Genomic DNA, 23,946 nt, shown 5'->3' on the forward strand with positions numbered 1-23,946 from the left:
GCCAGTCTCCCAGATCAGCCTGTGCCTTACTGGGTGGAGAAGTCCTTCAGGAAGGTGTCGGACATCCACGACTGGTCCTCGGTGCGCAGGGCTGACCCCGAGAACTCGGCATCGGTGATCATGAGGTAGCGATTACCTGCGGGGCTGTCGTTCCAGGTCGAGTCGACGGCGGTCCAGGTGCCGTCGATTTTGACCTTATTCCAGGCGTGAAGGCCGCCGTTCACCACGTCGCCCACGATCACCACGGTCTCGATGCCCGCGTCGTTTGCCAGGGCGTTGAACGCGTAGGCGTAGCTCGCACAGACGCCCACACCGTCGACGAGTACTCCGTTCGCATTCCAGGCGTTCGCGTACTCGACCGGCACCGCGCCGAAGAAGCCCTTGTCCTTGTTGGCCAGAGCCTTGTGGTCGTACGCGGCATTCTTGACGATCCAGTTGTTGAGTGCGGTGACCTTCTTCGCATCGGACCCGCTGCTGGCCACATCTTTCACCACCTTCTTCACCTTGGCGAAGAGCTCGGACTGCATCTGCGACATGACCTTCTTGGTGAAGGTGTACTCGACGGTCATCGCCGTACCCGCGTTGTTGACCTGCATGCCCTTGAGACTGATGGCGTACGGGTTCTGGTACATCGCCTCGTACGCGGCGTCCATGGCCTCCGGCATGCCGGGCTTGTCGATCCATTCCGAGATATCGATGATCGGAGTGTGGGCGATGAAGTGCGCCGCCAGGAACTTCGAGAAGTCGTTGCTGCCGAAGATCGGATACTCCGTGTCCGGCGCTTCCTTGACACCGGTCGCGAACTGGTCCACCGGCTCGGTGAGTGACACGAACTCCGTCATACCCGTGGTCGGCGCCTCGTCGTCGGCGCGCTTGTTGTACGCCTTGACCGCCGCATCGATGTCGGGCACCGTCGCCTTGCTCACCGGAACCCACTCGCCGAGACTCGTGCCCCGTCCCATGAGCGGCAGCGCCCACCGTCCATCGATCTCGAAGACCTTGTCCGCCACGATGTGAGCCACAGTCGAGCGCGTCGCTCCGTCGAGCGAGGTGAATGCGATGGTGGTCTGCACGTTCTCCATGCCCTCGACGAAGCCGCTCTTGCCCCACTTCTTGAGCTCACGAGACGCAGCAAACGCGATCTCGAGCGGCAGGGTCCCGGCGATCTCAACCGAGTCGTAGGTGTTGTACGGCGAGAAGTTCGTGCCGTTGCTGGCGATTACACCGAAGTCATAGCCATTGGTGTCGCCCGTCAGCGACCAGCCGCTCGAGAGCGTGTCGGCGCTGCCGTACGAGAACAACTCCATGCCGACGTTCTGCTGGTTCACCCAGGGCGCATCGCGGCTGTCGTCGGACTGGGAGATAGAGCTCGACCAGGTGGTGGTCTCCGATTGGTCCAGGATATCGAGGCTACGAGTGGTCGTCGATCCGCCGCTGTGCGAGGCCACAACGAGGTATCGGTCAGCGCCATCCACCGGGTCCCAGGTCATGGTGAGGTTGCCATCGTCATCCTCGGTGCTGAAGGTGACGACCGGTGCGGCCAATTCGCTCTTGGCAGTGAACTTGGTTACCACGGGCTTGTCGAGCAGTTCACCCTTCTCGTCGATCTTGCGCATGAGGTAGTACTCGGAGTGCAGACCCCAGCCGCCGCCGAACTCCTCGTCCATCACCGGGCGGGGGTAGTGCCCTTCCACGGTCCAGCCTGTGGGGCTGTCGTGCGGCAGGATGAAGATCGGCTCCCCCGGCTCGTACTGGATTGCCATGACTTCGGCGCGCTTGGTGAACGCCGCGTCATAGAAGATCTCGAACGCCCAGCTCGGGTTGACGTAGGGGTCTGAATTGAGAAGTTCTTCCTCGCCCGGCTCGAAGGTCTCGCCCGGGAAGGGCGTGATGGCGGGTTCGGGCGTCGCGAAATCCATCTCGCGCTTTTCGAAGTCGAACTTCGCGGGGAACTCGAACTCATGGTCGCGCTCGATGTTCAGCATCGGGGTCGTGTACGAGTAGTCCCAGGCGGGGTCGGCGTACACCGTGCCGTTCGATCCGCCGGTGAGTGCGGGCAACCCCCAGACGAAGAATGACGTGACGGCGAGGATGACGACACTGCCGCCCGCGATCAGCGCGACCAGCCCGCTCTTGCCCTTGCTCTTCGGGGCCGTCGCGACGGGGCCGGCAACCGGCTCCGTCAGGGGCGGGTGGAAGTGCTCGGTCCACTGTGCGCCGTCCCAGTAGCGCTGGCGGGGTGTGCCCGAGGGATCCGGGAACCATCCCGCGGGCGCGGAATTGTTGGAATCAGTCATGTGAAGCCCCCGGGGATTGCGCCAGCATTATGCCTGACGTTGCCTCAATTCTAGGGGTCTACCCTCGTGCGGGTGACGTGACACAATGCAGCGTGAACAATCGCCGGGATGACGTTGACGGGGTCGAGCTGGTCGGCGGCGTCGAGAAGCGCGAGCTCTCGGTGGTCGACTTCGACCCGCGCTGAGCTGGTGTGTTCGTCCCTCACAAGCAACGGATTCGCGCGGCGCTCCCCCTGGCTCTCATCGAGCACATCGGATCGACCTCCGTACCGGGGCTGCCCGCCAAGCCGATCATCGACATCGTCGTCGGCGTGGACGACGTGACCGCCGAGGAGGACTATCTGGTTCCCCTGCTGGCGGCCGGCTACCTGCTGCGCGTGCGGGAGCCCGGCCACCGACTGGTGCGCACACCCGAGCTCGACGTGCTCGTGCACGTCTACCAGCGCGATGATTCGGCGGTGAGGAACTACCTGCTGTTCCGGGACCGGCTTCGCGCCTCCGCCTCGGACCGCGAGCTATACGCGACCACAAAGCGCCGCCTCATCGCACAGGGATTCGACGACATGAACGCCTACTCGGATGCCAAGACCGAGGCTATTGCGGCGATCATGGCGCGGGCGCGCGGCGAATCCGGGAAGTAGCGGCTCAGGCCGTCCAGGCGAAACCGTTCGGGTCGGTGAACGCATCGCCGCCGCCGATCAGGATCCGGTGTGACCCCGTGCCCTCGGGCTCGACCCCCGCGTCCTTCGCGAGCGCATTGCGGCTGTAGAGCCCGACATTCATCGCCCGTCGGGCCGGAGAGGGCACGCGTCGAGAATCCCCGCGTATTTGGGATCGTCCCCGTGCACATTGGTCGGTTCGGGGTACCACATCTGATTCGGCCACTCGGTGATGAAGTCCTCGCGACTCGGAGGCTTCGGCACATTCGAGCCATGCTTGTTCAGGCAGGGAGCGACAAAGAGGGTCAGGTAATCGTAGAGGTAGCCGAGTTGGTCGTCTGTGATCGGCGGGTTGGGCCTGGGCGGATAGCTCGCCTGGCACGTGAACCAGGCCAGTGCCTCGGGTTCCGTTGCCGGGTACCAGCTCTCCGCGCTCTGGTCGGCGGGCACAACAACTCCGTGATTCTTGAGACAATCCGCCAGCGGAACTTCACGCTCGCTCGCATCAACTGCTTCGACGATGTCGACCTCGGGTCGAACAGCATCGGGGAAATCGGCCACCACAGACTGCCAGTACAGCTCGATCACCCTGGTGGTCTCGCCCAGTTCCTCCTCGTCGGACAGCGGCTCACCGGTCGGCATGGGTCCGAGTTGCTCGAGAACGAGATCCCGTTCGGATTTCGGGCTGCCCGCAGGTCCCGCCGCACAACCGACGAGCAGGAGCAGTGTCGCCAGCAACGGCATCAAGCGCCTCACGCGATCGCTTCCCTAAGTTTCGCGCGAGCCCGGCTGTACCGCGCACGAGCCGCATCGGGCCGAAGGCCGAGCACGCTCCCGGCCTCAGCAACACCCAGTCCGTCCCACACGATAAGGCGCACGAGTTCACGATCCCGATGGTTGAGGGTGGTCAGCGCTTCCTCGATCTCGATGGTCGACTCCTCTCCACGCGCGTCGACGTTGTCGAGGGCTTTCGCACTCAGCCGAGCTCGCCTGTTCTGTCCGCGCAGGTGATTGGCGAGAACGCGCTTGGCCACACCAAAACTCCACGCGCGCAGTTCGTCCGGGTCCGCAGGACACTTCGCCCAGCGGCGCCACAGCACGACCAGAGTCTCCGACAGGCAGTCGTACGCGTCATCGCGGGGCACAACGCGACGAACGAAATAACGCAGCAGAGGTTCCATAAGCGGTTCGACGCGCACGGTGAATGACCGTTCGCCCACCAGGGTGTCCGCGCTCACCGGCGCAGTTCCTTCGGGCTCGAGCCGCAATCGGACTCCCGCTCGTACTCGAGCACTTCCCGATCACCCTGGTTGGCTGCCGTCGCAACATCCGCGAGGTGGTCCACGTACCCGCCGCCGTCGAGCGCGACACCAGCGGGCCAGGAGACAGCGGCGCGCAGGACCTCGGCAGCTGCGTCAGCGCGCGCCGTGTCATCCCGCGCATCGGCGTTCAGCCACTCGTCCACCCAGGTGCACCGTGCGCCGTGCTCGAAACTGTGCTGGATGCTGCTTGCCTGGCTGACGCCCTCGACCTCGGCGAGTTGGGAGATCATCGCGCCGCGGAACAGCTCGTCAGAGATGCCTTCAGGCAATGGGATCCAGTCCGGGTAGAGAGTGCTCGCGTACTCGCTGAAATCGTCGCCCTCGGCGCTGATCCACTCACTTCCGTCCGACTCCGTGGTGACCGGGCCATAGTCGCCTGTGCGCGCCAGGCGCTGGATGCCGTCCGCGATGGCGGGTGCCGCGGCCGCGAGACCGAGGGTTGCGGCAGCCGCGAGTGCGATCCACACCGCGAGCCGTGAGCGACGCCGTCGAGGAACGGTCGCCGCTATTCGGGAGAGCCGCTCTCGATCGATCTTAAAACGGGCGGCCGGATCGGTCGTCCTGATGAGACCGTCGAGCGAGGCGTCATCGAGGTCCCGACTTCGCTTCATCGTCACGGCTTTCGGTCCGCTCGTCTGGTGATCATGACCGTACATGTCCGGCAGCGGGCGCAACGTGACAGGGCGGATGAAAATGGATCAGCCGGCTGCCTTCGTGACCAGCGCGCTGAGCATCGCGAGGTCGGCCTTCGTGATGTCGTCGTTCACGGCGAACGCTGTCGCCCAGACCGCACCATCGTCGAGGGAAGCGGCGGTGTCGAACTCGAACGTCGAATAGCGCACCTTGAACTTCGACTTCGGCTTGAAGAAGCACACCACCTTGCCGTCGCGCGCCCAGGCCGGGAAGCCGTAGTACGTCTTGGGGTCGAGCTGCGGTGCGGCCGCAACCACCATGTCGCGGATCTGCTCGCCCAGGATGCGTTCGTCCTCCGGGAGTTTGGCGAGCGCCTCGGCGTTGCCGGCAGCGTCCTCGCTCTTGCCCGCTGCGGTCTTGAGCTCCTTGGCTCGTTCACGTATCGCCTTGCGCTCTTCGGCACTGAACGTTTCAGGATTCTGGGAATCGGTCATGCGCCCAGTGTAGGAAGATTCGCCGTGGCGCGGTTCTTCGATCCTGCTCGATCTCGACGTAGGGCGGATGGGACTTGAACCCATGACCGACGGATTATGAGTCCGCTGCTCTAACCAGCTGAGCTACCGCCCCCTGGCACCGAAGTGCCACAGCGCCATAGCGCCGGATCTACGATACCGCGAGCGTGCGGTTGGGGCACGCTCGCCGCCCGGTCTGCGGACACTCGCCCGGGGCCGGCCTCGGGCGGGGGGCGCCAGACCGGGCGAGGAGCGAAGCACGGCTCAGCGCGGGGTGTAGCGACGAGTGCGGGAGTCCGAACCCCCGCGCCGGTCGCCAGGACACGCGCCGAGCGCAAACCGTCCTCAACCACGCGCCCAACCCTCGGACACGTGCCCGAACGGCTACTCCTCGCGCTTGCCACCCGCGACGGCGCGCAGGGCCGCACGGAGACGGGCACGCTTGCCGAGCGGACGCTCGATGACCGAGTCCTCCGTGACGAGCACACCGCGGTAGAGATCCTCGAAGGTGTCGAGCGTGCGCTGGATGTCGTGCGCCTCAACGATCTTCATCGAGGACTGCTTGAGCTTCTGCAGTTCGTCCTCCGGAAGCGTGAGCACCTCGGTGAGTCGCTCGGCGAGGTCGTCGACATTGCCGGGCTCGAACAGGAAGCCGTTGTCGCCATCGTGCACGAGGTGCGGCAGCGCCATGGCGTTGGCGGCGACGACGGGGAGCCCCGAGGCCATCGCCTCCATGGTCGCGATGCTCTGCAGTTCGGCGATCGACGGCATCGCGAACACCGTCGCGCGCGTGAGTGCGTGGCGCAGGTATTCGACCTCGACGTAGCCCGTGATCGTGACGCGGTCGCCCACGCCGAGCTGGTTAGCGAGAGAACGCAGCTGGTGCTCCTGGTCGCCACCGCCGACGAGCTCGAGCCGTGCATCCAGAGACTTATCGAGCCGAGCGAAAGCACGCACGAGCTTGTCGAGTTGCTTCTCGCCCGTGATTCTTCCGACGAAGAGGATGAGGTTCTCCGTGCGCGGCTCGAAGGAGGGCGTGTAGTTCGACATCTCGATGCCGCAGGAGATGGCGATGACCCCCTTCAGGTGCGTCGCGTTCTCGAGGAACTCGGCGGCCTTGCGGGTCGGGGTGGTGACGGCCTCGGCGCGACCGAACGAGCGCGCGGCGGCCTTCCAGGCCAGCCCGGTCGCCCAGGGCCGGATGAACTGCGGGAAGAGCGTGTGGTCGAGCATGTTCTCGGGCATGAAGTGATTCGTGCCGATGATGCGGATGCCGCGCTTCTGCGCCTGGTTGGACAGCCCGCGTCCGGTGATGATATGCGACTGGAAGTGCACGACGTCGGGCTTCACCTCGTCGAGGATGCGCGCGCTGTTCTGCTCAATGCGCCACGGGATGGCGAAGCGCAGCCACGGGTGCGGGTACCAGCGCCAGCTGTAGAGGCGGTGCACCGTCATCGGCTCGCCCTCGATGGTCTCCGTCCAGGTGCCGTGCTTGCGCGATGCCGCGGGCGCGACGACGTGCACGTCGTGACCGCGCTGCACGAGGCCGGCGGCGAGACGGGCCGCGAAGATCGCTGCTCCGTTGATCTCGGGCAGGAAGGTGTCGGCTCCGATGAGGATGCGCAATCGCTTCAGTTCGGAGCGGGGGGTGGGGGCGTCGTCCACGTGCTGGGGTTCCCTTGCGTTTGTGGGGCCGTGATGGGCGTGCGGCCAGCTAACACCGTACCGCAGTGCCCCGGTTACTCGGCGGAGGCGACCGGAGCGCCCTGCGACTGGGGGTGGTGCTTGGAGAGCAGGAAAACGCCGTAGACGGCGATCGCGCCGGCCAGCACAACGAGCGGAATCGCCCAGATGGGCATGTGCCGGGCCTCGCCGAGAACGATGATGGCGATGGTGATGGCGACGAGCGGGTCGATGACGGTGAGGCCCGCGACCACAAGATCGGGCGGCCCCTTCGAGTAGGCCGACTGCACGAAATACGATCCGAGAGCGGATGCAGCGAGCAGCGCGATAACACAACTCAGCGTCAACCACTCGAACTGGCCGGTCTGGAACTCGACGTTGAATAGTGTCTGGATACGTCCGATGACGACCTTGGCGAGCGTCGCGACGAACCCGAACAGCACACCGGCACCGACGATGTAGAACATCGGGTTGATGTTCCTGCGGAACATGCCGTACAGCACCGCGAAGGCCACAAGAACAACCCCGAGAATGATCAGCACGGTGATGAGCTGGGTTTCGGTGATCGCGCTGGACTTGGCCGAGAACGAGGTGATCGCCACGAACATGGCGATGCCGCCGACGCACAGCGCGATGGCCCGCTTGGAGAGCGAGTCGAGCCTGATGCCAGTGCTTCGAGCGGTGAGGATGGCCGTGACCACGAGCGCGATAGCCCCGAGCGGCTGCACAACGATGAGCGGCGAGAAGTAGATGCTGGTCAGCTGGAACAGGATCGCGAGTCCGAGCAGACCGGTTCCGATGAGCCACGACGGCCGGGAGATCAGGGCGAGCAGCTGCTTGCCGCTGAGTCCGCCCTTGCTGACCTCGGCCTGTACCTCGGCCGCGACGTTGCTCGCCGCTGCCGCACTCGCCTCGACAGCGCTGGCCTCGACCTTGCCCACACCACGGTGCTGGTAGTGCGCACCCAGCGACAGGATGACGGCACCGACGAGAGCGATGGGGATGCCGATCCACTCCCCCGGGGAGAGGTTAACCTGGTCGGCCAGATCGGTCAGTTCAGGAAGCACCCGTCGAATCTACCCGCTGGCACCCCGATATTCTGTGTGAATGGCCGTACTTCCGATTCTCATCACGGGTGAACCCGTGCTCCACGCTCCCGCCGAACCCGTGACGGTCTTCGACGACGAGCTCACCGCCCTCGTCGACGACATGTTCGAGACGATGGACGAGGCGCCCGGCGTCGGCCTCGCCGCACCGCAGGTCGGCGTGGGACTTCGCCTCTTCGTCTACAACTGGGAGGACGACGAGGAAGTTCACTGGCGCGGCGTCGCCATCAACCCCGAACTGTTCATCACGCCGGCGCCCGCGGGCGAGGCCGATGAGGAGGAGGAGTCGGAGGGCTGCCTCTCCATCCCCGGTGAGCGCTACCCGCTGCGCCGCGGCGAGCGGGCCATCCTGCGCGCCGTGGGCCTCGACGAGGTTCCGTTCGAGATCGAGGCGGACGGCTGGCTCGCCCGCATCTTCCAGCACGAATTCGACCACCTCGAGGGCACTCTCTACGCCGACCGCCTCGAGCACAAGCACGCCAAGCAGGCGGCGAAGGCCGTTAAGCGTGCGGGCTGGGGTGTTCCGGGCGAGAGCTGGCTGCCCGGCGTCGACGACCTCGACGCCTAGCCGACTACATCCCCGGGAAGAAGAACCGCAACAGCGCCGCCGTGCCCGCCGCCGCGATCAGCACGAGGATGAACGGCACCCGCAGCGCGAACAGCACACCGGCCAACAGCACCGCGGGCAACCGTGCATCGAGGACAACGTCCTGGCCGCTCGCGAACGTCTGCACCCCGATAAGGGCGGCGAGCAGCGCGACCGTGAGCAGGTTGGCGATGCGCGAGGGCGTGGGCTTCTCGAGGAACGACTCCGGCACGAAATAGCCGGCGAGCTTGAGGGCGAGCACCGCAACAGACGCGAGCAGCACGATATGCCAGAGGGTCATGCGGTGCGCCTCCCCCACCAGTTGAATCCGCCCACAACGACGGCCACGGCGGCCGCTGCGAGGATCGGGAGCCCCGGCGGAAGCCAGGGAGTGAGCACCGTCGCCACAACAGCAGCGGCGACCGCAACGACGATCGGCTGGAGCTTCTTCAGCCGCGGCCAGAGCAGTCCGAGGAACGCGGCGGCGGCAGCCGCATCCAGACCGTACTGGCGCACGTCGCCGAGCAGGTCGCCGAGGAACGCACCGAGGAGCGTAGTCAGGTTCCAGCCGACGAAGATGATGAGGCCGGTCATCCAGAACCCGATGCGCTGGCTACGCAGCGTCGGCTGGGTGATGCCGACGGCCGTGGATTCGTCGATGGTGATCCAGCCCGCGAGGAAGCGCTTGAGCCAGCCCGGGCCGATGATCGGCGACATGCGGATCGAGTAGAGCGTGTTGCGCGCACCCAGCAGGGTCGCCGCACCGATCGCCGCGGGGCCGGCGGCCGCGCCGCCCGCGGCGATCACGCCGATGAGGGCGAACTGCGAGCCGCCGGAGAACATCAGCAGGCTGAGCACCGAGGTCTGCCAGATGTCGAGACCGGAGGCGACCGAGAGAGCGCCGAACGAGAGACCGTAGGCCGACACGGCGATGCCGACGGAGAGCGACGCCCGGATCGCGACACCGTCGGCGGGATCAGCCTGCGCCACTACGAGCTCAGATTCACGCCGTGGATGCCGTTGTGGTACCGCAGGGTGGGGAATGTCGCCGACACGCTGAAGCCGACACCGGGTTCAAGGCTCGCCACGAAGACGCCGCCGAAGAGCTCGGTGCGCTCGCGCATCTCGGTCATCGTCGCGCCGCTCGCGACGGTCGTCAGGGCGCTCAGGTCGGCGTCGAGGTCGTAGGCGCTGCCGCGCGCGACGAGGTTCGGATCCTGTCCGGCCTGGCGCAGCGCGTTGCGGGCGCCGTCGTCGTCCACGCGGATCTGGAAACCGACGTCGGTCCAGGTGTAGCCGACCGTCGCCTGCGTGCCCTTGCCGCCGTGTTCCAGGGCGTTGCGCAGCGACTCCTGAAGGATGCGGTAGATCGCGAGCTCCGCGCCCGGGCGCAGCTCGAAGGGGGTGCCCGTCTCCGTGAACTCCACACCCAGACCGGATTCGCGCATGAGTCCGAAGAGCTCGGCACGGCTGGGGATGTCGGGCAGGGCATCCGGAGCGGACTCACCGTCACTGACCACGGTCATCACGCGACGCAGGTCGGCGAGGGTGTGCTTGGCGGCCTCCGAGATGACGGAGGCGGCGCGGACAGCGGCGGACGGGTCTTCGGCCGCCGCGTACTGCGCGCCATCGGCCTGGTTGATGATCACGGCGAGGTCGTGAACGGCTACCTCGTGCAGTTCGCGGATGATGCGCAGCCGCCCGGTCTGCTCGGCGAGGGCGAGCTCGAGGTCGATGCGGTCGCGCTCGGCACCGACCCGGTCGAAGCGCTCGTTGCGGCGGCCGCGACGCGCGAGCAGCCAGGAGACAAGGAGCACAAGCGCGAGGACGAGAAAAACGCCCGCCAGTACGGCGAGCGAGATCATGACGACCATCGGGTTGTCGTTGATCCAGGTAATCACGGGTGTCTCCCTCTTGGCCCATTTCGACCAAGAGAGAGACTACCGCGTGGCTAGCGCCGGGACGACGGGTCGTGAGAGTTGTTCGCTCGCAGCACGGCGAGGCGCGCGGCGTACTCTTTCTCGTCGATGTCGCCGCCCGCGTAGCGTCCGGCGAGGGTGGCTTCGGCCTCGCGGGCCGGGTTGTGCCAGCCTCCGCCGTAGCCGGGTCCGAAGCCTCCACGACGGAAGCGGCGGCCGACGAAGGCGAAGAACAGGGCGAAGAGCGCTATCCAGAACAGCGGGATGAGGAGAAACACCCAGCCGAATCCGGCGGCCCACGGGCCGGCGTGAGCGGCGATCGGAGCGAGAGCAAGGGTAGTCAACACGGCGTATCCATTCGGTTGTGGGTTCCGGCGGAACCACTACCTTTAGGTTCCTCTCGGTGCCGTTCCTGCGAATCTGCCCGGTGGCTACACTCCTGGTACTGCGCCGGGTGCAGTGGCGCGAACGCGCGTACTCCCCCAAGACGATGGACTCCGGGACGATCGACTCAGGGGCGACCGGCCTTGACCAGGCCCGTCTCGTAGGCGACGACGACGAGCTGCACGCGGTCGCGGGCGAGCAGTTTCGACATGATGCGGGAGACGTGGGTCTTCGCGGTGAGCGGGCTGAGGAACAGCGCTCGGCCGATCTCGTCGTTCGTGAGCCCCTGCCCCACGAGAGCGAGCACCTCGCGCTCCCGGTCGGTGAGCACGGCGAGCTGCGCCGTGTCGGGAGCGTCGGTCAGGTCGGCAGCTATGCGCTCGAGCAGGCGCTTGGTGACCCCGGGGCTCAGCAGCGCATCGCCGCCCGCGACGACGCGCACGGCGCGGATCAGCTCGACCGGCTCGGTGTCCTTCACCAGAAAACCGCTCGCTCCCGCCCGGATGGCCTGGCCGACGTACTCGTCGAGCTCGAACGTCGTCACGATCACGATGTGCGTGTCCTTGAGGTCCGGGTTCGCCGCGATGCGCTCCGTCGCCCACAGCCCGTCGCCATCGGGCATACGGATGTCCATGAGCACCACGTCCGGACGCTCGGCGGTGACCAGCGCAACCGCCTCGGCCCCCGTACCGGCCTCGCCGACCACCTCGATATCGGGCTCCGACTCGAGCAGGCTGCGGAATCCGCCACGGATGAGCTGCTGGTCGTCGGCGATCGCCACACGGATCATTCGGGATTCTCCCTTTTCGGAATTCTCGCGGTCACGGCGAAACCGCCGCCCGGCCTCGGCGCGGCATCCAGTGTGCCGCCGAGCAGTTCGGCGCGCTCGCGCATACCGAGCAGTCCCCTGCCGCCCGAGCCGTGGGTCGGCTCCACCGGCCCCGTGCCGTCGTCGCGCACGGCGACGACGTAGAACCCGGCGTCCTCATCCAGCTCGACCACGGCACGGCTCGCGTGGGCGTGTCTCACCACGTTCGTGAGCGACTCCTGCACGATGCGGTACAGCGCGAGCTGGGTGGACCTGGGTATGTCCGTGAGGGTGTTGTTCAGCGTGACGTCCACGCCCTGCTGCGAGACGGATGCAACGAGCCCCGCCAGTCGCGAGAGATCGGGTTCGGGCACCAGGGGTGCGCTCGGATCGGCGCCGTCCTCCGCGCGCAGCACCCCGAGCACCGAGCGGACCTCGTCGAGTGCGGTCTTGCTTGTCTCCTTGATACTCGCGAGGGCAGCGGCGGCCTTCTCGGGCTGCTTCTCCATGAGGTGCAGCCCGACGCCGGCCTGCACGTTGATCTGGCTCAGCGAGTGGGCGAGTACGTCGTGCAGCTCCCGCGCGATGCGCACGCGCTCGGCCCGCACCTCGGACTGCCTGCGGCGGGCGATCGTCATCCGGAGCTGGCTGGAATGCTCGCGGCGGGTGCGGATGCCCTCGGCGAGGCCGACGATGAACAGGATGCCGATCGAGATGCCGACGATGCGCCACGGCTGCCAGGTGATGCCGACGACGCTGGAGAGGATGAGGGTCGCGATCCACGCCACGGCGATCGAGACCCAGGCCCAGACGCGAGCGCCGCGCACGATGGCCGAGCCGATCGCGAAGGCGAGGGCGATGTAGGGCGGACCGTCGACGTCGCCCGCGATGAGCAGGTCGGCTGCCGCGGCAACCGCCACGACGGCGACCACGGGACCGGGCCAGCGACGCGCGAATACGAGGGCGATGATGCCGACGAGGGCGATGGCGACCCCGAGTAGGGCGTGCTCGCGCACGGTGACCGTCTGGGCGAGGCGGTCGAACGTGAAGACCGAGCCGGGAAGCTGCACGAAGAGCGAGATGATCACCGGCAGCCAGACGCGCACCCACGACGGGGTGCGGCCGCTGAAGCGACCTGCCGCCAGTTCGGGATCCCACGGGCCGCCGTACCAGCCGGGGCCGCCCTCGTCCGTCCAGCCGTGAGCCTCGCGCCAGCGCTCGTGCGGGGAACGGCGCAGGGAGGGCATGGCTCGATCGTACGCGCGGCTCGCGGCAGCTCGCATCCGCCCCGGAGACCGCGCCGACTACTCCCTGGGGAGTACGGGTGGGGGCTGTTGGAAATTCAGGGTTCTTGTCACACGACGGTCGCGCAGCTCCTGACTGGGGCGGGACGCTTCGGGTGCCCGGTGCGAGACCCCTGAGTTTCCGAACCACTCGCCGCGCCAGGGCAAAAAAGAAGAAGGCCACAGGGGGTGGAGCCCCTTGTGGCCTTCTCGCTCCCCGACTTGGACTCGAACCAAGAACCTACGCATTAACAGTGCGTTGCTCTGCCAATTGAGCTATCGAGGATTGCTGAAACAGCGTGTCTACATTAGCAAAGGATTTGCCCTGTCAAAACCGCGAGGCGTCGAGCAGGAAGGTCGGCGAGGGTACGGGGGTGCTGCCGAGCAGCTCCGGCATGCCGTCGGAACCCAGCCGGAACGAGGACACCTCGGACGAGAGCTGGTTGGCGACATGCAGCATATCCGCGTCGATCGCGTGGTGGCGCGGCCAGTCGCCGCCGCTCGGCACGAATCCGACGGGCTCGAGCCCGGCCCCGTCGTCGACGATGCGCAGCACCGAGACGAGGTTGCCTCCGCGCAGGGCCGCATAGAGGTAGTCGCCGCGCAGGCTCAGACCCGCGGCGTGGTCGCCCTGCGCGCCACCCGGCAGGTCGACGCTGGACACGAGAGTGAGAGCGTCATCCCGCCGCTGCAGCACCAGCACACGCAGCCCCAGCTCGGCCAGAAGGTAGACGAAGCCGCTGCTGTGCTGCAGGAAATCGCGCGGGCCGGTGCCCGGCGGTAGGTCGAGGGATGTCCCCCGCTCCAGCACCCCGCCCACCAGCGTGTGCACGTGCACGACGTCGGCGCCGAGATCGGCGCTCAGTACCGTGCCGCCGGGCAGCCCGAACGTTGAGTGCGCGTGCGGGCCGTTCTGGACCGCGTGCGGGCCGGATCCGGTGCCGTCGAGGGTCTGCAGGAGTTCGAGCGGCCGGGCGCCCAGCACGCCGAGGGCGCCGTCGGTGTAGTTGGACACGACGAGCGTCTCGTCGTAGACACCGATGTGGCAGGGGGCCGAGCCGCCGGAAGATGCTTCCTCGGCAGGGATCAGTGAGTATCCGGAGCCGCGCGAAAACGACACCACACGCCCGGTGGCCTCGGCGACGGCGTACAGGCGATCGGCACCGAGCGCGAGGAAGGACGGGGAGGCCGCCGCAGCAGCGAGCCCCAGCACCTCGAGGGTGCCGTCGGGGCGAGAGGAGAGCGCGAGGATCCCCTCGGCTGAGCCGTCCATGTCGGGCGTGTAGGCGCCCGCGTACCAGAGCGTCATCAATAACCTGCCCGGGGGTCGACGATGCCGACGAACGGGCCGCCGGCGAGCAGCGCGGTGACGTTGGCGGCGATGCGGCCGGCGAGCAGCGGCGCGGTCATCGCGGGGGTGTCGGCGGAGTGCGAGGTGATGACGCAGTTCGGCTCGGCCCAGAGCGGGTGGCTGTCGGGCAGCGGCTCGGGGTCGGTGACGTCCAGCCCCGCGGCGGCGATCGAGCCGCTGCGGAGCGCGACGACGAGGGCATCCTGATCGACGAGGGCACCGCGGGCGATGTTCACGAGAACAGCGGTGGGCTGCATCACGGCGAGTTCGGCGGCTCCGATGAGGTGCGCGGTCTCCCCGGTGCTGGCTGCGGCGAGGATCACCACGTCCGCGGTGGCGAGAACGGCGTGCAGCTCGGAGGACGAAACGGTGCGGGTCGCCCCGTCCAGCGGTGCATCCGAGCGCCGAACGATTGTGGTGTCCACCTCGAACGGGGCGAGCAGGCGCAACAGCTCGAGGGCAATGCCGCCCGCTCCGACGATGACCACCCGGCGGCCGTACAGCGAAGTGCCGGTCTTGGCGGTCGCCCATGAAGTCGAGGCCGCCTTGGCGGGCAGCTTCCGCAGCAGGGCAAGGGCAAGGGCGAGGGCGTGCTCGGCCACGGGCTCCGAGTAGGCGCCCTTCGCGCTCGTCCAGAGCAGGCGGTCGCGGTCGGCGAGGCTGGCAAGCAGCGGGGCGAAGGCGTCGACGCCGGCCCAGGGCAGCTGCACCCACTCGACCTGCGGATTCTCGTCGAGGATTCCCTCGAGGTCGGCCGCACGCTTGTCAGATAGCCAGATGATGCCGCGCGTCTCCGAGGAGAGCGGCGCGACGACACCGCCGGCCGAGACGACGGCTGCGGCGAAGCGCTCGTTCGGTGTCGGCAGAATCGCGAGCCCACCCGCGACGGGCTGGAACGACGGCGCGGCACCGACGACGAGGTCACGGTGCTGGCCCGGGGTGCGCGGCTCAGCCATGCGTCGGCGCGGCCTCGTGATCCCAGGCGACGGCGAGGCCCTCGACGTAGGGGTGATCCGGCCGATCGAGCACGTCGTCGATGAGGCCGTTTCCGACGATCACACCGCGGTGCATCACGAGAACGCTCTTGCTGAGGAAGCGCACCTCGCGGAGGTCGGGCGTCACCACAACGGCCGAGAACGAGCGCTGCTGCTGCAGTTCGCGGATCGTGTCGAGGATGGCGTCGCGAACCATCACGTCGATGCCCGAGGTCGGATCGTCGGCGACGAAGATCTCCGGTTCGAGGATCAGCGAACGGGCGATCGCGACGCGCTGACGCTGTCCGCGGCTGAGCTCGTGCGGGTACTTGTTCATCATCGCGAGCGGCAGTCGCACCGAGTCGATGAGCGTCGCGACGGCCTTGCCCGCCTCGGTCTGGTTGAAGCGGCGATCGCGTTCGAAGATGGGCAGGGCAACGTTCTCACCAACCGTGAGGCGCGGGGCGAGGAACGACCCGGCGTCCTGCGGCAGGTAGCCGATCCGGAAGTTGGTGCGGTCAAGAGCCTTGCGGGTCGCCCCGCGCAGCTCGCGCCCGAAGACGCTGAGCGATCCGCCGTGGATGATCGGGTAGCCCGACTCCCCCGTGCCGATGTGCCCGGCGATCGTCGCGGCGAGCGTGCTCTTGCCCGAGCCGGTCTCGCCGACGATCGCCAGGATCTCCCCCTCGCGCACCGTGAAACTCACGCCGTTGACCGGCAGAACGGTGCTGTCGGGATGGCGCGACGGGTACCTGATCGACAGGTCATGCGCCCGCACGGCAATCGGCGGCAGGGATGTCTCACTCACGCTACTCGGCACTCCTCAGGCTCGCCAGCAGCTCGCGGCGCTCCTTCTGCTCGGCCGGATCCGGCACCGGCAGCGAGGCCAGCAGACGCTGCGTGTAGGGATGCTGCGGCGCACCCAAAACCTGCGAGCCCGGTCCCTCCTCCACGAGTTCACCCTTGTACAGCACGGCGATGCGGTCGGCGAGCATGTCGACCACCGCGAGGTCGTGGCTGATGAAGAGAGCCGCGAACCCGAACTCGCCCTGCAGTTCGGCGAAGAGTTCAAGCACCCTCGCCTGCACGGAGACGTCGAGCGCGCTCGTCGGCTCGTCGGCGATGAGCAGTTTGGGGTCGAGAGCGAGGGAGCGCGCGAGCGAGGCACGCTGGCGCTGCCCTCCACTCAGCTCGTGGGGGTAGCGGTCCGCGAACGAGCGCGGCAGCTGCACGGCTTCGAGCAGCTCGTCAACGCGGGGGCGGGCGGCACCGGCATCCCGAGCCTTGCCGTGAACGATGAGCGGCTCGGCGACGCACTCGGCGATTGTCAGAAGCGGGTTGAAGCTCGACGCCGGGTCCTGGAAGACGAAGCCGATGTCGGCGCGGGAGGGCTTGAACTGGCGCTCCTTGATGCCGAGCATCTCGTGGCCGAGAACCTGCAGCGAACCCCCGGTGATCTTCGTGAGACCGCCGATAGCGCGACCGATGGTCGTCTTGCCGGAGCCGCTCTCGCCGACGAGGCCGAGCACCTCTCCGGGCGAGATCGTGAAGCTCACGCGGTCGACAGCTCGGAAGCCGGCCGTGCCGAAGCGACCCGGGTACTCGATCACGAGGTCCTGGGCGATGACGACGGGTGCTGCCTTCTCCCCCGTGCGCTTCGCCTCGCGGGCCTCCGCGCGGGCGGCACCCGTGCCGAGACGTGGCACCGCAGCGAGAAGCTTCTGCGTGTACTCGTGCTCCGGCGAGGAGAACAGCTGCTGGGCGGGTGCCTCCTCCACGAGCTTGCCGTTGTACATCACGGCCACTCGGTCGGCGAGGTCGGCGACGACACCCATGTTGTGGGTGATGATCACGATCGCCGTGCCGAACTCGTCGCGCACGCGGCGCAGCAGGTCGAGGATCTCGGCCTGCACCGTCACATCGAGCGCAGTGGTGGGCTCGTCGGCGACGATCAGGCCGGGCTCGAGCACCAGTGCCATGGCGATGACGACTCGCTGCTTCTGGCCGCCCGAGAACTCGTGCGGGAAGTAGTCGACGCGCTTGGCGGGATCGGGGATGCCGACCTTGCCGAGGATTTCGATGGCCTTGGCGCGCGCCTGCTTCTTCGTGAACTTTCCGTGGGCGCGCAGGCCCTCCGCGATCTGCCAGCCGACCGTGTAGACAGGGTTGAGGGCCGTGGACGGCTCCTGGAACACCATCGCGACATCGGTGCCGCGGATGGCCCGAAGCTTGTCGGCGCTGAGGGCGATGACGTTGTTCTCGCCGAGCATGACGGCACCGCGCGTGTACGCGGTCTCCGGCAGCAGGCCGAGGATCGTCTTCGCGGTCACGGTCTTGCCGCTTCCGCTCTCGCCGACGATCGCGAGCACTTCGCCCGCCGCGACGCTGAGCGACACGTCATCCACCGCACGAACGTCTCCGCCGTCGGTCGCGAAGGTCACTTCGAGATTCTTGATATCGAGGATGTTGCTCATGACCGGCCCTCCAGTCCCTTGATGCTCGCGGCGTCGTCGAGGCTGCCACCGGGAACGACGGAGCCTTGCGCGGTGACCGGCGGAGTGCCGTCGGCGCGGCGACGCGTGCGCAGGCGGGGGTCGGCGAGGTCGTTGAGGCTCTCGCCCACGAGGGTGATGCCCATCACGACGAGCACGATCGCGACGCCGGGGAAGACCGAGGTCCACCAGATACCGCTCGTCACGTCGGACAACGACTTGTTGAGGTCGTAACCCCACTCCGCGGCACTCGTCGGCTCGATGCCGAAACCGAGGAAGCCGAGGCCCGCGAGGGTCAGGATTGCCTCAGAGCTGTTGAGCGTGAAGATGAGCGGCAGCGTGCGGGTCGCATTGCGGAACACGTGGCGGAACATGATGCGGCTCGTCGGGGTGCCGATCACCTTCGCCGACTCGACGTAGGCCTCCGACTTGATGCGCATCGTCTCGGCGCGGATCACCCGGTAGTACTGCGGGATGAAGACCACCGTGATCGAGAGCGCCGCGGCGAAGACACCACCCCACAGGCTCGACTGGCCGCCACTGATGGCGATGGCCGCGACGATCGCGAGCAGCAGGGTCGGGAAGGCGTACACGGCGTCGGCGACGACCACGAGGATGCGGTCGAGCCAGCCACCGATGTACCCGGAGATGAGCCCCAGCACAACGCCCACGAAGATCGACAGCACCACAGCGACGACGATGACCGCGAGGGCCGTCTGGGCACCCCAGATGACGCGCGAGAAGACGTCATACCCGCCGACGGTCGTGCCGAGGATGTGCTTGCCGCCCGGGGGCAGCTGGGCGCCGAAGGTGCCGTCGTCGTCCCGCAGTTCCGAGTAGCCGAACGGCGCGATGAGCGGGGCGAACAGCGCCGTGAGCAGGAAGATGCCGGTGATGATGAGTCCGGCGATGAGCATTCCGCGCTGCAGGCCGACGCTTTGGCGCAGGTGGTGGATGATGGGCAGTCGCTTCCACCAGGCGACCTTGACGGTTTCAGTCATGATCAGTGCCTCACCCTCGGGTCGATGATCGCCGCAAGTATGTCGACGACGAAGTTGGACAGGGCGACGATGACGGCAAGCAGGGCGACGATGCCCTGCACGGCGATGAAGTCACGCGCGGTCAGGTATTCGGCGAGCTTGAAGCCGAGGCCCTTCCACTCGAAGGTTGTCTCCGTGAGCACCGCGCCACCCAGAAGCAACGCGATCTGCAGGCCGATGACCGTGATGATCGGGATGAGTGCGGGCTTGTACGCGTGCTTGCGCACGAGGCGGAACTCGCTCACGCCCCGCGAGCGTGCTGCGTCAACGTAATCCATCGACAGCGTGCCGATCACGTTGGTGCGCACGAGGCGAAGGAATACGCCGGCGGTCAGCAGGCCGAGCGCGACGCCGGGAAGCACCGCGTGCTCGAGCACATCGCTGATGGCCTGGCCGTTGCCGAGCCGGATCGCATCGATCAGGTAGATGCCGGACTTGCCCTCAAGCTTGTTGATCGCGAGTTCGGTGCGGATTCCCGCACGGCCGGAGACCGGGAGAACCTTGAGCCACACAGCGAATACCAGCTTGAGGAGCAGGCCGGCGAAGAAGACGGGGGTCGCGTAGCAGAGGATCGCGAACACGCGCAGGAACGCGTCGGGCGCCTTGTCGCGGAAGTAGGCGGCAAGCATACCGAGCGGGATACCCACGACGAAGGCGACGATGAGCGCGTAGATCACGAGCTCGAGGGTCGCAGCGCCGTAGGTGACGAGGAGCTCGGAGACCGGACGGCCGTCGCTGATCGCCGTACCGAAGTTGCCGGTGAAGACCTGCCCGAGGTACTCGAAGTACTGCACGAGCACCGGGCGGTCGTAGCCCGCGGCGTGGATGCGCTCCTGCAGCTGGGCGGCGGTGAGGCGTCCACCGAGCGCCGCAGTGATCGGGTCACCGATCGTGCGCATCAGCAGGAAGACCATGGTGACGAGGATGAATACCGTCGGGATGATCAGGAGGAAACGCGTGACGATGTATCGTCCGAGGTTTCCTCCGGGGAATCCGAACCCGCGCTTCTTGGGCGCGGGTGTCGGAGCAAGCAGTTGTGCGCTCGAGCTCATTGTTACCTATTCGTGCGTGTGGGCAGAGGGAAAGAAAAAGGGGGCGACCCGCATGATCGCGGGTCGCCCCCCTCTACTGCGCTAGAAAGACTCTAGCCTTCCGTTACTCGCCCTTGGCCAGCGTGCCGTAGCGGAACTTGAACGAACCATCGAGCGTTGCGCCCGTGACCGTCTTGCCCGTGACGGCGATCTGCGAACCCTGGAGCAGGGGAACAGTCGACAGGTCGGCTGCAACTGCTGCCTGAATGTCCTCGATCAGCGTCTGGCGCTTCGCGGGGTCGGTCTCCACAGCCTGCGCACCGATCATGGTGTTGACCTCTGCGTTGCTGTAGTGGTTGCCCAGGAAGTTGCCCTCGGCGAAGAACGGCGACAGGTAGTTGTCAGCGTCCGAGTAGTCCGGGAACCAGCCGAGCTGGTAGGCCGGGTACACATCTGCCGTGCGGTCCTTCGAGTACTGGACCCACTCCGTCGACTGGAGGCTGACCGTGAACAGGCCATCCTTCTCGAGCTGGCTCTTCACGAGCGCGTACTCGTCGCCGGACGACTCACCGTAGTGGTCGGGGTTGTACTGGAGGTTCAGCTCGACGGGGGTCGTGACGCCTGCGTCAGCAAGTGCCTTCTCCGCCTTCGCGGCGTCAGGCTTTCCGTCGGTGCCGTAGAGCTCCTTAAGAACCTCGGTCGCACCGGTCAGGCCGGCGGGAACGAAGGAGTACAGGGGCAGGTAGGTGCCCTTGTAGACCTGGTCGGAGAGCTCGTCGCGGTCGACGAGGTTGGCAACCGCCTGGCGGACGGCGAGGGCCTTGGCCTCATCGGCCTCGGGGGTCTTCGCGCCGAAGGGCTGGGTGTCGAAGTTGAAGACGATGTAGCGCGTCTCGCCACCGGGGCCGACGACGACGTTCACGTCGTCATTGCCCTCGAGGTCAGCCACGTCCGTAGCCGAGAGGCTGCGGTGTGCGACGTCAATCTCGCCTTCCTGCACGGCGAGCTTCAGGTTCGAAGCCTCCGTGAAGTACTGCAGCTGCACGGTGTCGGTTGCCGGAGCGCCCAGAACGCCGTCGTAGCCGTCGAAGGCCGTGAACTCGACGAGGTTGTTGAAGTCGTAGCTCGAGATCTCGTACTGGCCGGCGAAGGCCTTGCCCTTGACGATGTCGGCGTCGGGGGTCACGGCGTCAGCAGCGAACACGTCCTCGTCGACGATCGGGGCGGCCGGGCTGGACAGGATCTGGGGCCAGATCTGGTCGTTGCCCGCCTTGAGGGTGAAGACGATGGTCAGGTCGTCCACTGCCTCGACGCTCGCGAGGTTGTAGAGGAGGACGGACGGGCCGTTCTCGTCGGCGATCGCCAGCTGGCGGTCGAAGCTGAACTTGACGTCGGACGAGGTGAGCTCGTTGCCGTTGGCGAACGTGAGTCCTTCCTTGAGGACGACCGTGTACTCGGTCGGCGTCGTGAACTCGGCGGACGCCGCGATGTCGGGCTCGACATCGGAGGTGCCGGACGGCGAGTTGAGCAGGAACGGGTACACCTGGTTCATGATCGCGAAGGAACCGTTGTCGTAGGAACCGGCCGGGTCGATGAACGTGACCTTGTCGGTGGTGCCGACGATGATCGAGTCAGCGGAGTTTCCCCCGTCATCGCCGGGGGTGCTGGCGCAGCCAGCGAGCACGAGTGCGAACGCGGCGGAGCCTGCGATGACACCAAGCGCGCGCTTGCCGTTGTTGGATGCGGACGTCATATCCGTCTACCTCTTCCTGATTGGTTGCAAGGAATGCGGCCGTTCGGGCGCGGTTGTATACGCCTCTACGTGCATTGCTGTGCTCCCAGTAGTAACACACCGGTGAACTCGGGGCCACTTCGAACGGTCGGTCCGCGCAATTCTTTACGAGACCGAAACGTGCGTCCCCCGTTCGAGGCTGATCGGACCCGCCGGGGTTCTATTCGCGCAGCGCGCGACGTTCGTTCTCCGTGGCGACGAGTTCGCGCTGCAGCTCTTCGTATCGCTGGGGGTCGGCCGTTGCATCCAGTCGCTGCAGGGAACCCATGAGGTCGCGTTTGCGGCGCAGCACATCACGCTCGAGCAGGGAGGCGACGACTCCCTTGCAGTAACTCGCGAGTAGTTCGGCGTGCTGCGGGATCGGCGCCACCCCGAGCTGCTTCACGAGCGTCGAGAACAGCACGGGCACCTCGTCGGCGACGCGCTGCAGCCAGTCGGGGGCATCCACGTGATCGAGGCTCGTAGCGATGCCGTCGCGCACGACCGAGAGCGTGTTGTCCGCGAATCCGACCCGCCCCACCCGCGTGATGTAGTCGAGGCCGACGTCGGTCGGGTGCTGCAGGATCGCCATGAGGGCGTCGCGCTCAAGGCGAGTCGCGGGGTCGGTCGGCAGCGTTGTGAGCGAGGGACCGTGCTCGGCGACCTCGGGAGCCGGCTCGTTCGATCTCGCGGAGCGCTCGGTGCTCGGCGACGGGGTGCTCGCCTCGTTCTTTCGAGCGGATGTCACGGCGCGCCCGACCTCATTGATGTCGACCCCCAGCCAGCCGGCAAGGTTGCGGATATAGCCGACACTGAGCGCCTGGTCGCGGATGCCCGCAACGACGGGAGCAGCAGCGCGGAGCGCCGAGACCCGACCCTCGACGGTGTCCAGGTTGTGCTCGGCCAGCTGCCGGCGGATCATGAACTCGAACATGGGCTTGCGGGTGCTGACGAGGCGTCGCACCGCGTCATCGCCGCGGTTGAGGCGCAGGTCGCACGGGTCGAGGCCGTCGGGGGCCACGGCCACGAAGGTCTGCGCCGCGAAGCGCTGCTCCTCCTCGAAGGCACGGCTCGCGGCCTTCTGGCCGGCGGCGTCGGGGTCGAACGTGAAGATGACCTCCCCGGTGCCGCGGGTGTTGTCGTTCGCGACGTCGCCCATCACCCGGCGGATCATCTTGATGTGGTCGACGCCGAAAGCCGTTCCACAGGTCGCGACGGCCGTCGTGACGCCCGCAAGGTGGCAGGCCATCACGTCGGTGTAGCCCTCGACCACGACGACCTGGCGGCCGCGCGCGATGTCCTTCTTGGCGAGGTCGAGCCCGTAGAGCACCTGGCTCTTGTGGTACACCGGGGTCTCCGGAGTGTTCAGGTACTTGGGTCCCTGGTCGTCATCCAGCAGCTTTCGCGCACCGAAGCCGAGCGTCGCACCCGTGGTGTCGCGGATCGGCCAGACCAGCCGCCCGCGGAACCGGTCGTAGACGTCGCCGCGGTCACCGCGACCGAGCAGGCCCGCCTCGACGAGCTCGTCGTCTTTGTAGCCAAGGGTGCGCAGGTGCTTGCCGAGGGCGCCGTGCCGCGGGGCGAAACCGATGCCGAAGCGCTCTGCAGCTGACTGGTCGAAGCCGCGGGCGCCGAGAAACGCGCGCCCTGGCTCCGCCTCATCACTCGACAGCTGGGCGACGAAGAACTCGGCGGCCGACTGGTTGGCGGCGAGGATGCGAGCGCGATTGCCGTGGTCGACGGCGGCCGCGCCATCCTCGTAATGCAGTTCGAAACCGATGCGGGCGGCCATGCGCTCGACCGCCTCGGAGAAGGACACGTGGTCCATCTTCATCAGGAAGCTGAAGACGTCGCCGCCCTCCTGGCAGCCGAAGCAGTGGTAGAAACCGACTTGCGGGCGCACGTGGAAACTCGGGCTGCGCTCCTCGTGGAAGGGGCAGAGGCCCTTCATCGAGCCGGAGCCCGCGCTCTTGAGAGTGACGTAGTCCCCGACGATGTCGGCGAGGTTGGTGCGGGAGCGCACCTCGTCGATATCGCTCCGTCGGATTAGTCCAGCCACGGTGATGATTCTACGGTCGCGGCGTACCCCGCCGCT

At 67.0% G+C, this 23,946-nt stretch carries 24 protein-coding genes and 2 tRNA genes; 2 read left to right on the plus strand and 24 right to left on the minus strand.

Annotated elements, in window-relative coordinates; genetic code table 11:
* Window positions 1–26: 26 nt before the first annotated feature.
* Complete coding sequence (locus EYE40_RS05600; RefSeq protein ID WP_130981028.1) at window positions 27–2,297, minus strand: DUF2510 domain-containing protein; 2,271 nt, start codon at window positions 2,295–2,297, stop codon at window positions 27–29.
* 191 nt (window positions 2,298–2,488) lie between these two features.
* On the opposite strand from EYE40_RS05600, the gene EYE40_RS05605 reads away from it, so the two are divergent.
* Complete coding sequence (locus EYE40_RS05605; protein ID WP_338029017.1) at window positions 2,489–2,938, plus strand: GrpB family protein; 450 nt, start codon at window positions 2,489–2,491, stop codon at window positions 2,936–2,938.
* Between the two features lie 4 nt (window positions 2,939–2,942).
* Here the strand turns inward: EYE40_RS05605 and EYE40_RS05610 are convergent, their stop codons facing one another.
* The 8 genes from EYE40_RS05610 to EYE40_RS05645 all read right to left on the minus strand — a co-directional run bounded on the left by EYE40_RS05610 (window position 2,943) and on the right by EYE40_RS05645 (window position 8,173).
* A complete protein-coding gene (locus EYE40_RS05610; protein ID WP_204742216.1) occupies window positions 2,943–3,104 on the minus strand; it encodes a hypothetical protein in 162 nt (53 codons plus the stop codon).
* Window positions 3,077–3,712 carry a hypothetical protein gene (locus EYE40_RS05615; RefSeq protein WP_130981029.1) on the minus strand — a complete coding sequence of 212 codons (636 nt, stop codon included), beginning with the start codon at window positions 3,710–3,712 and terminating at the stop codon, window positions 3,077–3,079. The genes EYE40_RS05610 and EYE40_RS05615 overlap by 28 nt, the downstream gene beginning before the upstream one ends.
* Entirely contained in the window at window positions 3,709–4,194 is a 486-nt protein-coding gene (locus EYE40_RS05620) for an RNA polymerase sigma factor (RefSeq protein ID WP_130981030.1), read from the minus strand. Before EYE40_RS05620 ends, EYE40_RS05615 begins: the two co-directional genes overlap by 4 nt.
* Window positions 4,191–4,889, minus strand: coding sequence for a hypothetical protein (locus EYE40_RS05625; RefSeq protein WP_130981031.1), 699 nt, complete (start codon window positions 4,887–4,889; stop codon window positions 4,191–4,193). The genes EYE40_RS05620 and EYE40_RS05625 overlap by 4 nt, the downstream gene beginning before the upstream one ends.
* Before the next feature lie 87 nt (window positions 4,890–4,976).
* Window positions 4,977–5,405, minus strand: a complete 429-nt coding sequence (locus tag EYE40_RS05630; RefSeq protein WP_130981032.1) for a hypothetical protein — start codon at window positions 5,403–5,405, stop codon at window positions 4,977–4,979.
* 59 nt (window positions 5,406–5,464) lie between these two features.
* Window positions 5,465–5,538: transfer RNA gene (locus tag EYE40_RS05635), tRNA-Ile, on the minus strand.
* 269 nt (window positions 5,539–5,807) lie between these two features.
* Window positions 5,808–7,088 (minus strand): glycosyltransferase, encoded by a 1,281-nt coding sequence (locus EYE40_RS05640; protein WP_240034726.1) that lies wholly within the window; start codon window positions 7,086–7,088, stop codon window positions 5,808–5,810.
* Window positions 7,089–7,162: 74 nt separating this feature from the next.
* Entirely contained in the window at window positions 7,163–8,173 is a 1,011-nt protein-coding gene (locus tag EYE40_RS05645) for a DMT family protein (RefSeq protein ID WP_130981033.1), read from the minus strand.
* Window positions 8,174–8,213: 40 nt separating this feature from the next.
* Between EYE40_RS05645 and def the strand changes: the two genes are divergently transcribed.
* Window positions 8,214–8,780 carry a peptide deformylase gene (gene def, locus EYE40_RS05650; protein ID WP_130981034.1) on the plus strand — a complete coding sequence of 189 codons (567 nt, stop codon included), beginning with the start codon at window positions 8,214–8,216 and terminating at the stop codon, window positions 8,778–8,780.
* A 4-nt stretch (window positions 8,781–8,784) separates the two neighbouring features.
* Here the strand turns inward: def and EYE40_RS05655 are convergent, their stop codons facing one another.
* The 15 genes from EYE40_RS05655 to dnaG all read right to left on the minus strand — a co-directional run bounded on the left by EYE40_RS05655 (window position 8,785) and on the right by dnaG (window position 23,910).
* The gene (locus EYE40_RS05655) at window positions 8,785–9,099 is read right to left on the minus strand and encodes an AzlD domain-containing protein (RefSeq protein WP_130981035.1); all 315 of its coding nucleotides are present in this window, start codon (window positions 9,097–9,099) and stop codon (window positions 8,785–8,787) included.
* Window positions 9,096–9,788, minus strand: coding sequence for an AzlC family ABC transporter permease (locus EYE40_RS05660; protein WP_130981036.1), 693 nt, complete (start codon window positions 9,786–9,788; stop codon window positions 9,096–9,098). Before EYE40_RS05660 ends, EYE40_RS05655 begins: the two co-directional genes overlap by 4 nt.
* Window positions 9,788–10,699, minus strand: coding sequence for a sensor histidine kinase (locus EYE40_RS05665; protein ID WP_130981037.1), 912 nt, complete (start codon window positions 10,697–10,699; stop codon window positions 9,788–9,790). The genes EYE40_RS05660 and EYE40_RS05665 overlap by 1 nt, the downstream gene beginning before the upstream one ends.
* A gap of 50 nt (window positions 10,700–10,749) precedes the next feature.
* Window positions 10,750–11,064, minus strand: a complete 315-nt coding sequence (locus tag EYE40_RS05670) for an SHOCT domain-containing protein (RefSeq protein WP_130981038.1) — start codon at window positions 11,062–11,064, stop codon at window positions 10,750–10,752.
* 164 nt (window positions 11,065–11,228) lie between these two features.
* On the minus strand, window positions 11,229–11,891 hold the full coding sequence (locus tag EYE40_RS05675; protein WP_130981039.1) for a response regulator transcription factor: 663 nt from the start codon (window positions 11,889–11,891) through the stop codon (window positions 11,229–11,231).
* Complete coding sequence (locus tag EYE40_RS05680) at window positions 11,888–13,156, minus strand: sensor histidine kinase (RefSeq protein WP_130981040.1); 1,269 nt, start codon at window positions 13,154–13,156, stop codon at window positions 11,888–11,890. Before EYE40_RS05680 ends, EYE40_RS05675 begins: the two co-directional genes overlap by 4 nt.
* Window positions 13,157–13,405: 249 nt before the next feature.
* Window positions 13,406–13,478: transfer RNA gene (locus tag EYE40_RS05685), tRNA-Asn, on the minus strand.
* Window positions 13,479–13,520: 42 nt separating this feature from the next.
* Window positions 13,521–14,501, minus strand: a complete 981-nt coding sequence (locus tag EYE40_RS05690) for a lactonase family protein (protein WP_130981041.1) — start codon at window positions 14,499–14,501, stop codon at window positions 13,521–13,523.
* Window positions 14,501–15,499, minus strand: coding sequence for an NAD(P)-dependent oxidoreductase (locus EYE40_RS05695; RefSeq protein WP_130981042.1), 999 nt, complete (start codon window positions 15,497–15,499; stop codon window positions 14,501–14,503). Before EYE40_RS05695 ends, EYE40_RS05690 begins: the two co-directional genes overlap by 1 nt.
* A complete protein-coding gene (locus tag EYE40_RS05700; protein ID WP_275669395.1) occupies window positions 15,492–16,325 on the minus strand; it encodes an ATP-binding cassette domain-containing protein in 834 nt (277 codons plus the stop codon). The genes EYE40_RS05695 and EYE40_RS05700 overlap by 8 nt, the downstream gene beginning before the upstream one ends.
* A gap of 1 nt (window position 16,326) precedes the next feature.
* On the minus strand, window positions 16,327–17,991 hold the full coding sequence (locus tag EYE40_RS05705; RefSeq protein ID WP_130981043.1) for an ABC transporter ATP-binding protein: 1,665 nt from the start codon (window positions 17,989–17,991) through the stop codon (window positions 16,327–16,329).
* Window positions 17,988–19,010, minus strand: a complete 1,023-nt coding sequence (locus tag EYE40_RS05710) for an ABC transporter permease (protein WP_130981044.1) — start codon at window positions 19,008–19,010, stop codon at window positions 17,988–17,990. The genes EYE40_RS05705 and EYE40_RS05710 overlap by 4 nt, the downstream gene beginning before the upstream one ends.
* 2 nt (window positions 19,011–19,012) lie before the next feature.
* A complete protein-coding gene (locus EYE40_RS05715; RefSeq protein WP_130981045.1) occupies window positions 19,013–20,101 on the minus strand; it encodes an ABC transporter permease in 1,089 nt (362 codons plus the stop codon).
* A 103-nt stretch (window positions 20,102–20,204) separates the two neighbouring features.
* On the minus strand, window positions 20,205–21,833 hold the full coding sequence (locus EYE40_RS05720; RefSeq protein ID WP_130981046.1) for an ABC transporter substrate-binding protein: 1,629 nt from the start codon (window positions 21,831–21,833) through the stop codon (window positions 20,205–20,207).
* A 199-nt stretch (window positions 21,834–22,032) separates the two neighbouring features.
* A complete protein-coding gene (gene dnaG, locus EYE40_RS05725) occupies window positions 22,033–23,910 on the minus strand; it encodes a DNA primase (RefSeq protein ID WP_130981047.1) in 1,878 nt (625 codons plus the stop codon).
* Between the last annotated feature and the right edge of the window lie 36 nt (window positions 23,911–23,946).

This window comes from Glaciihabitans arcticus, assembly GCF_004310685.1.
In the GTDB taxonomy this organism is placed as follows: Bacteria; Actinomycetota; Actinomycetes; order Actinomycetales; family Microbacteriaceae; genus Conyzicola; species Conyzicola arctica.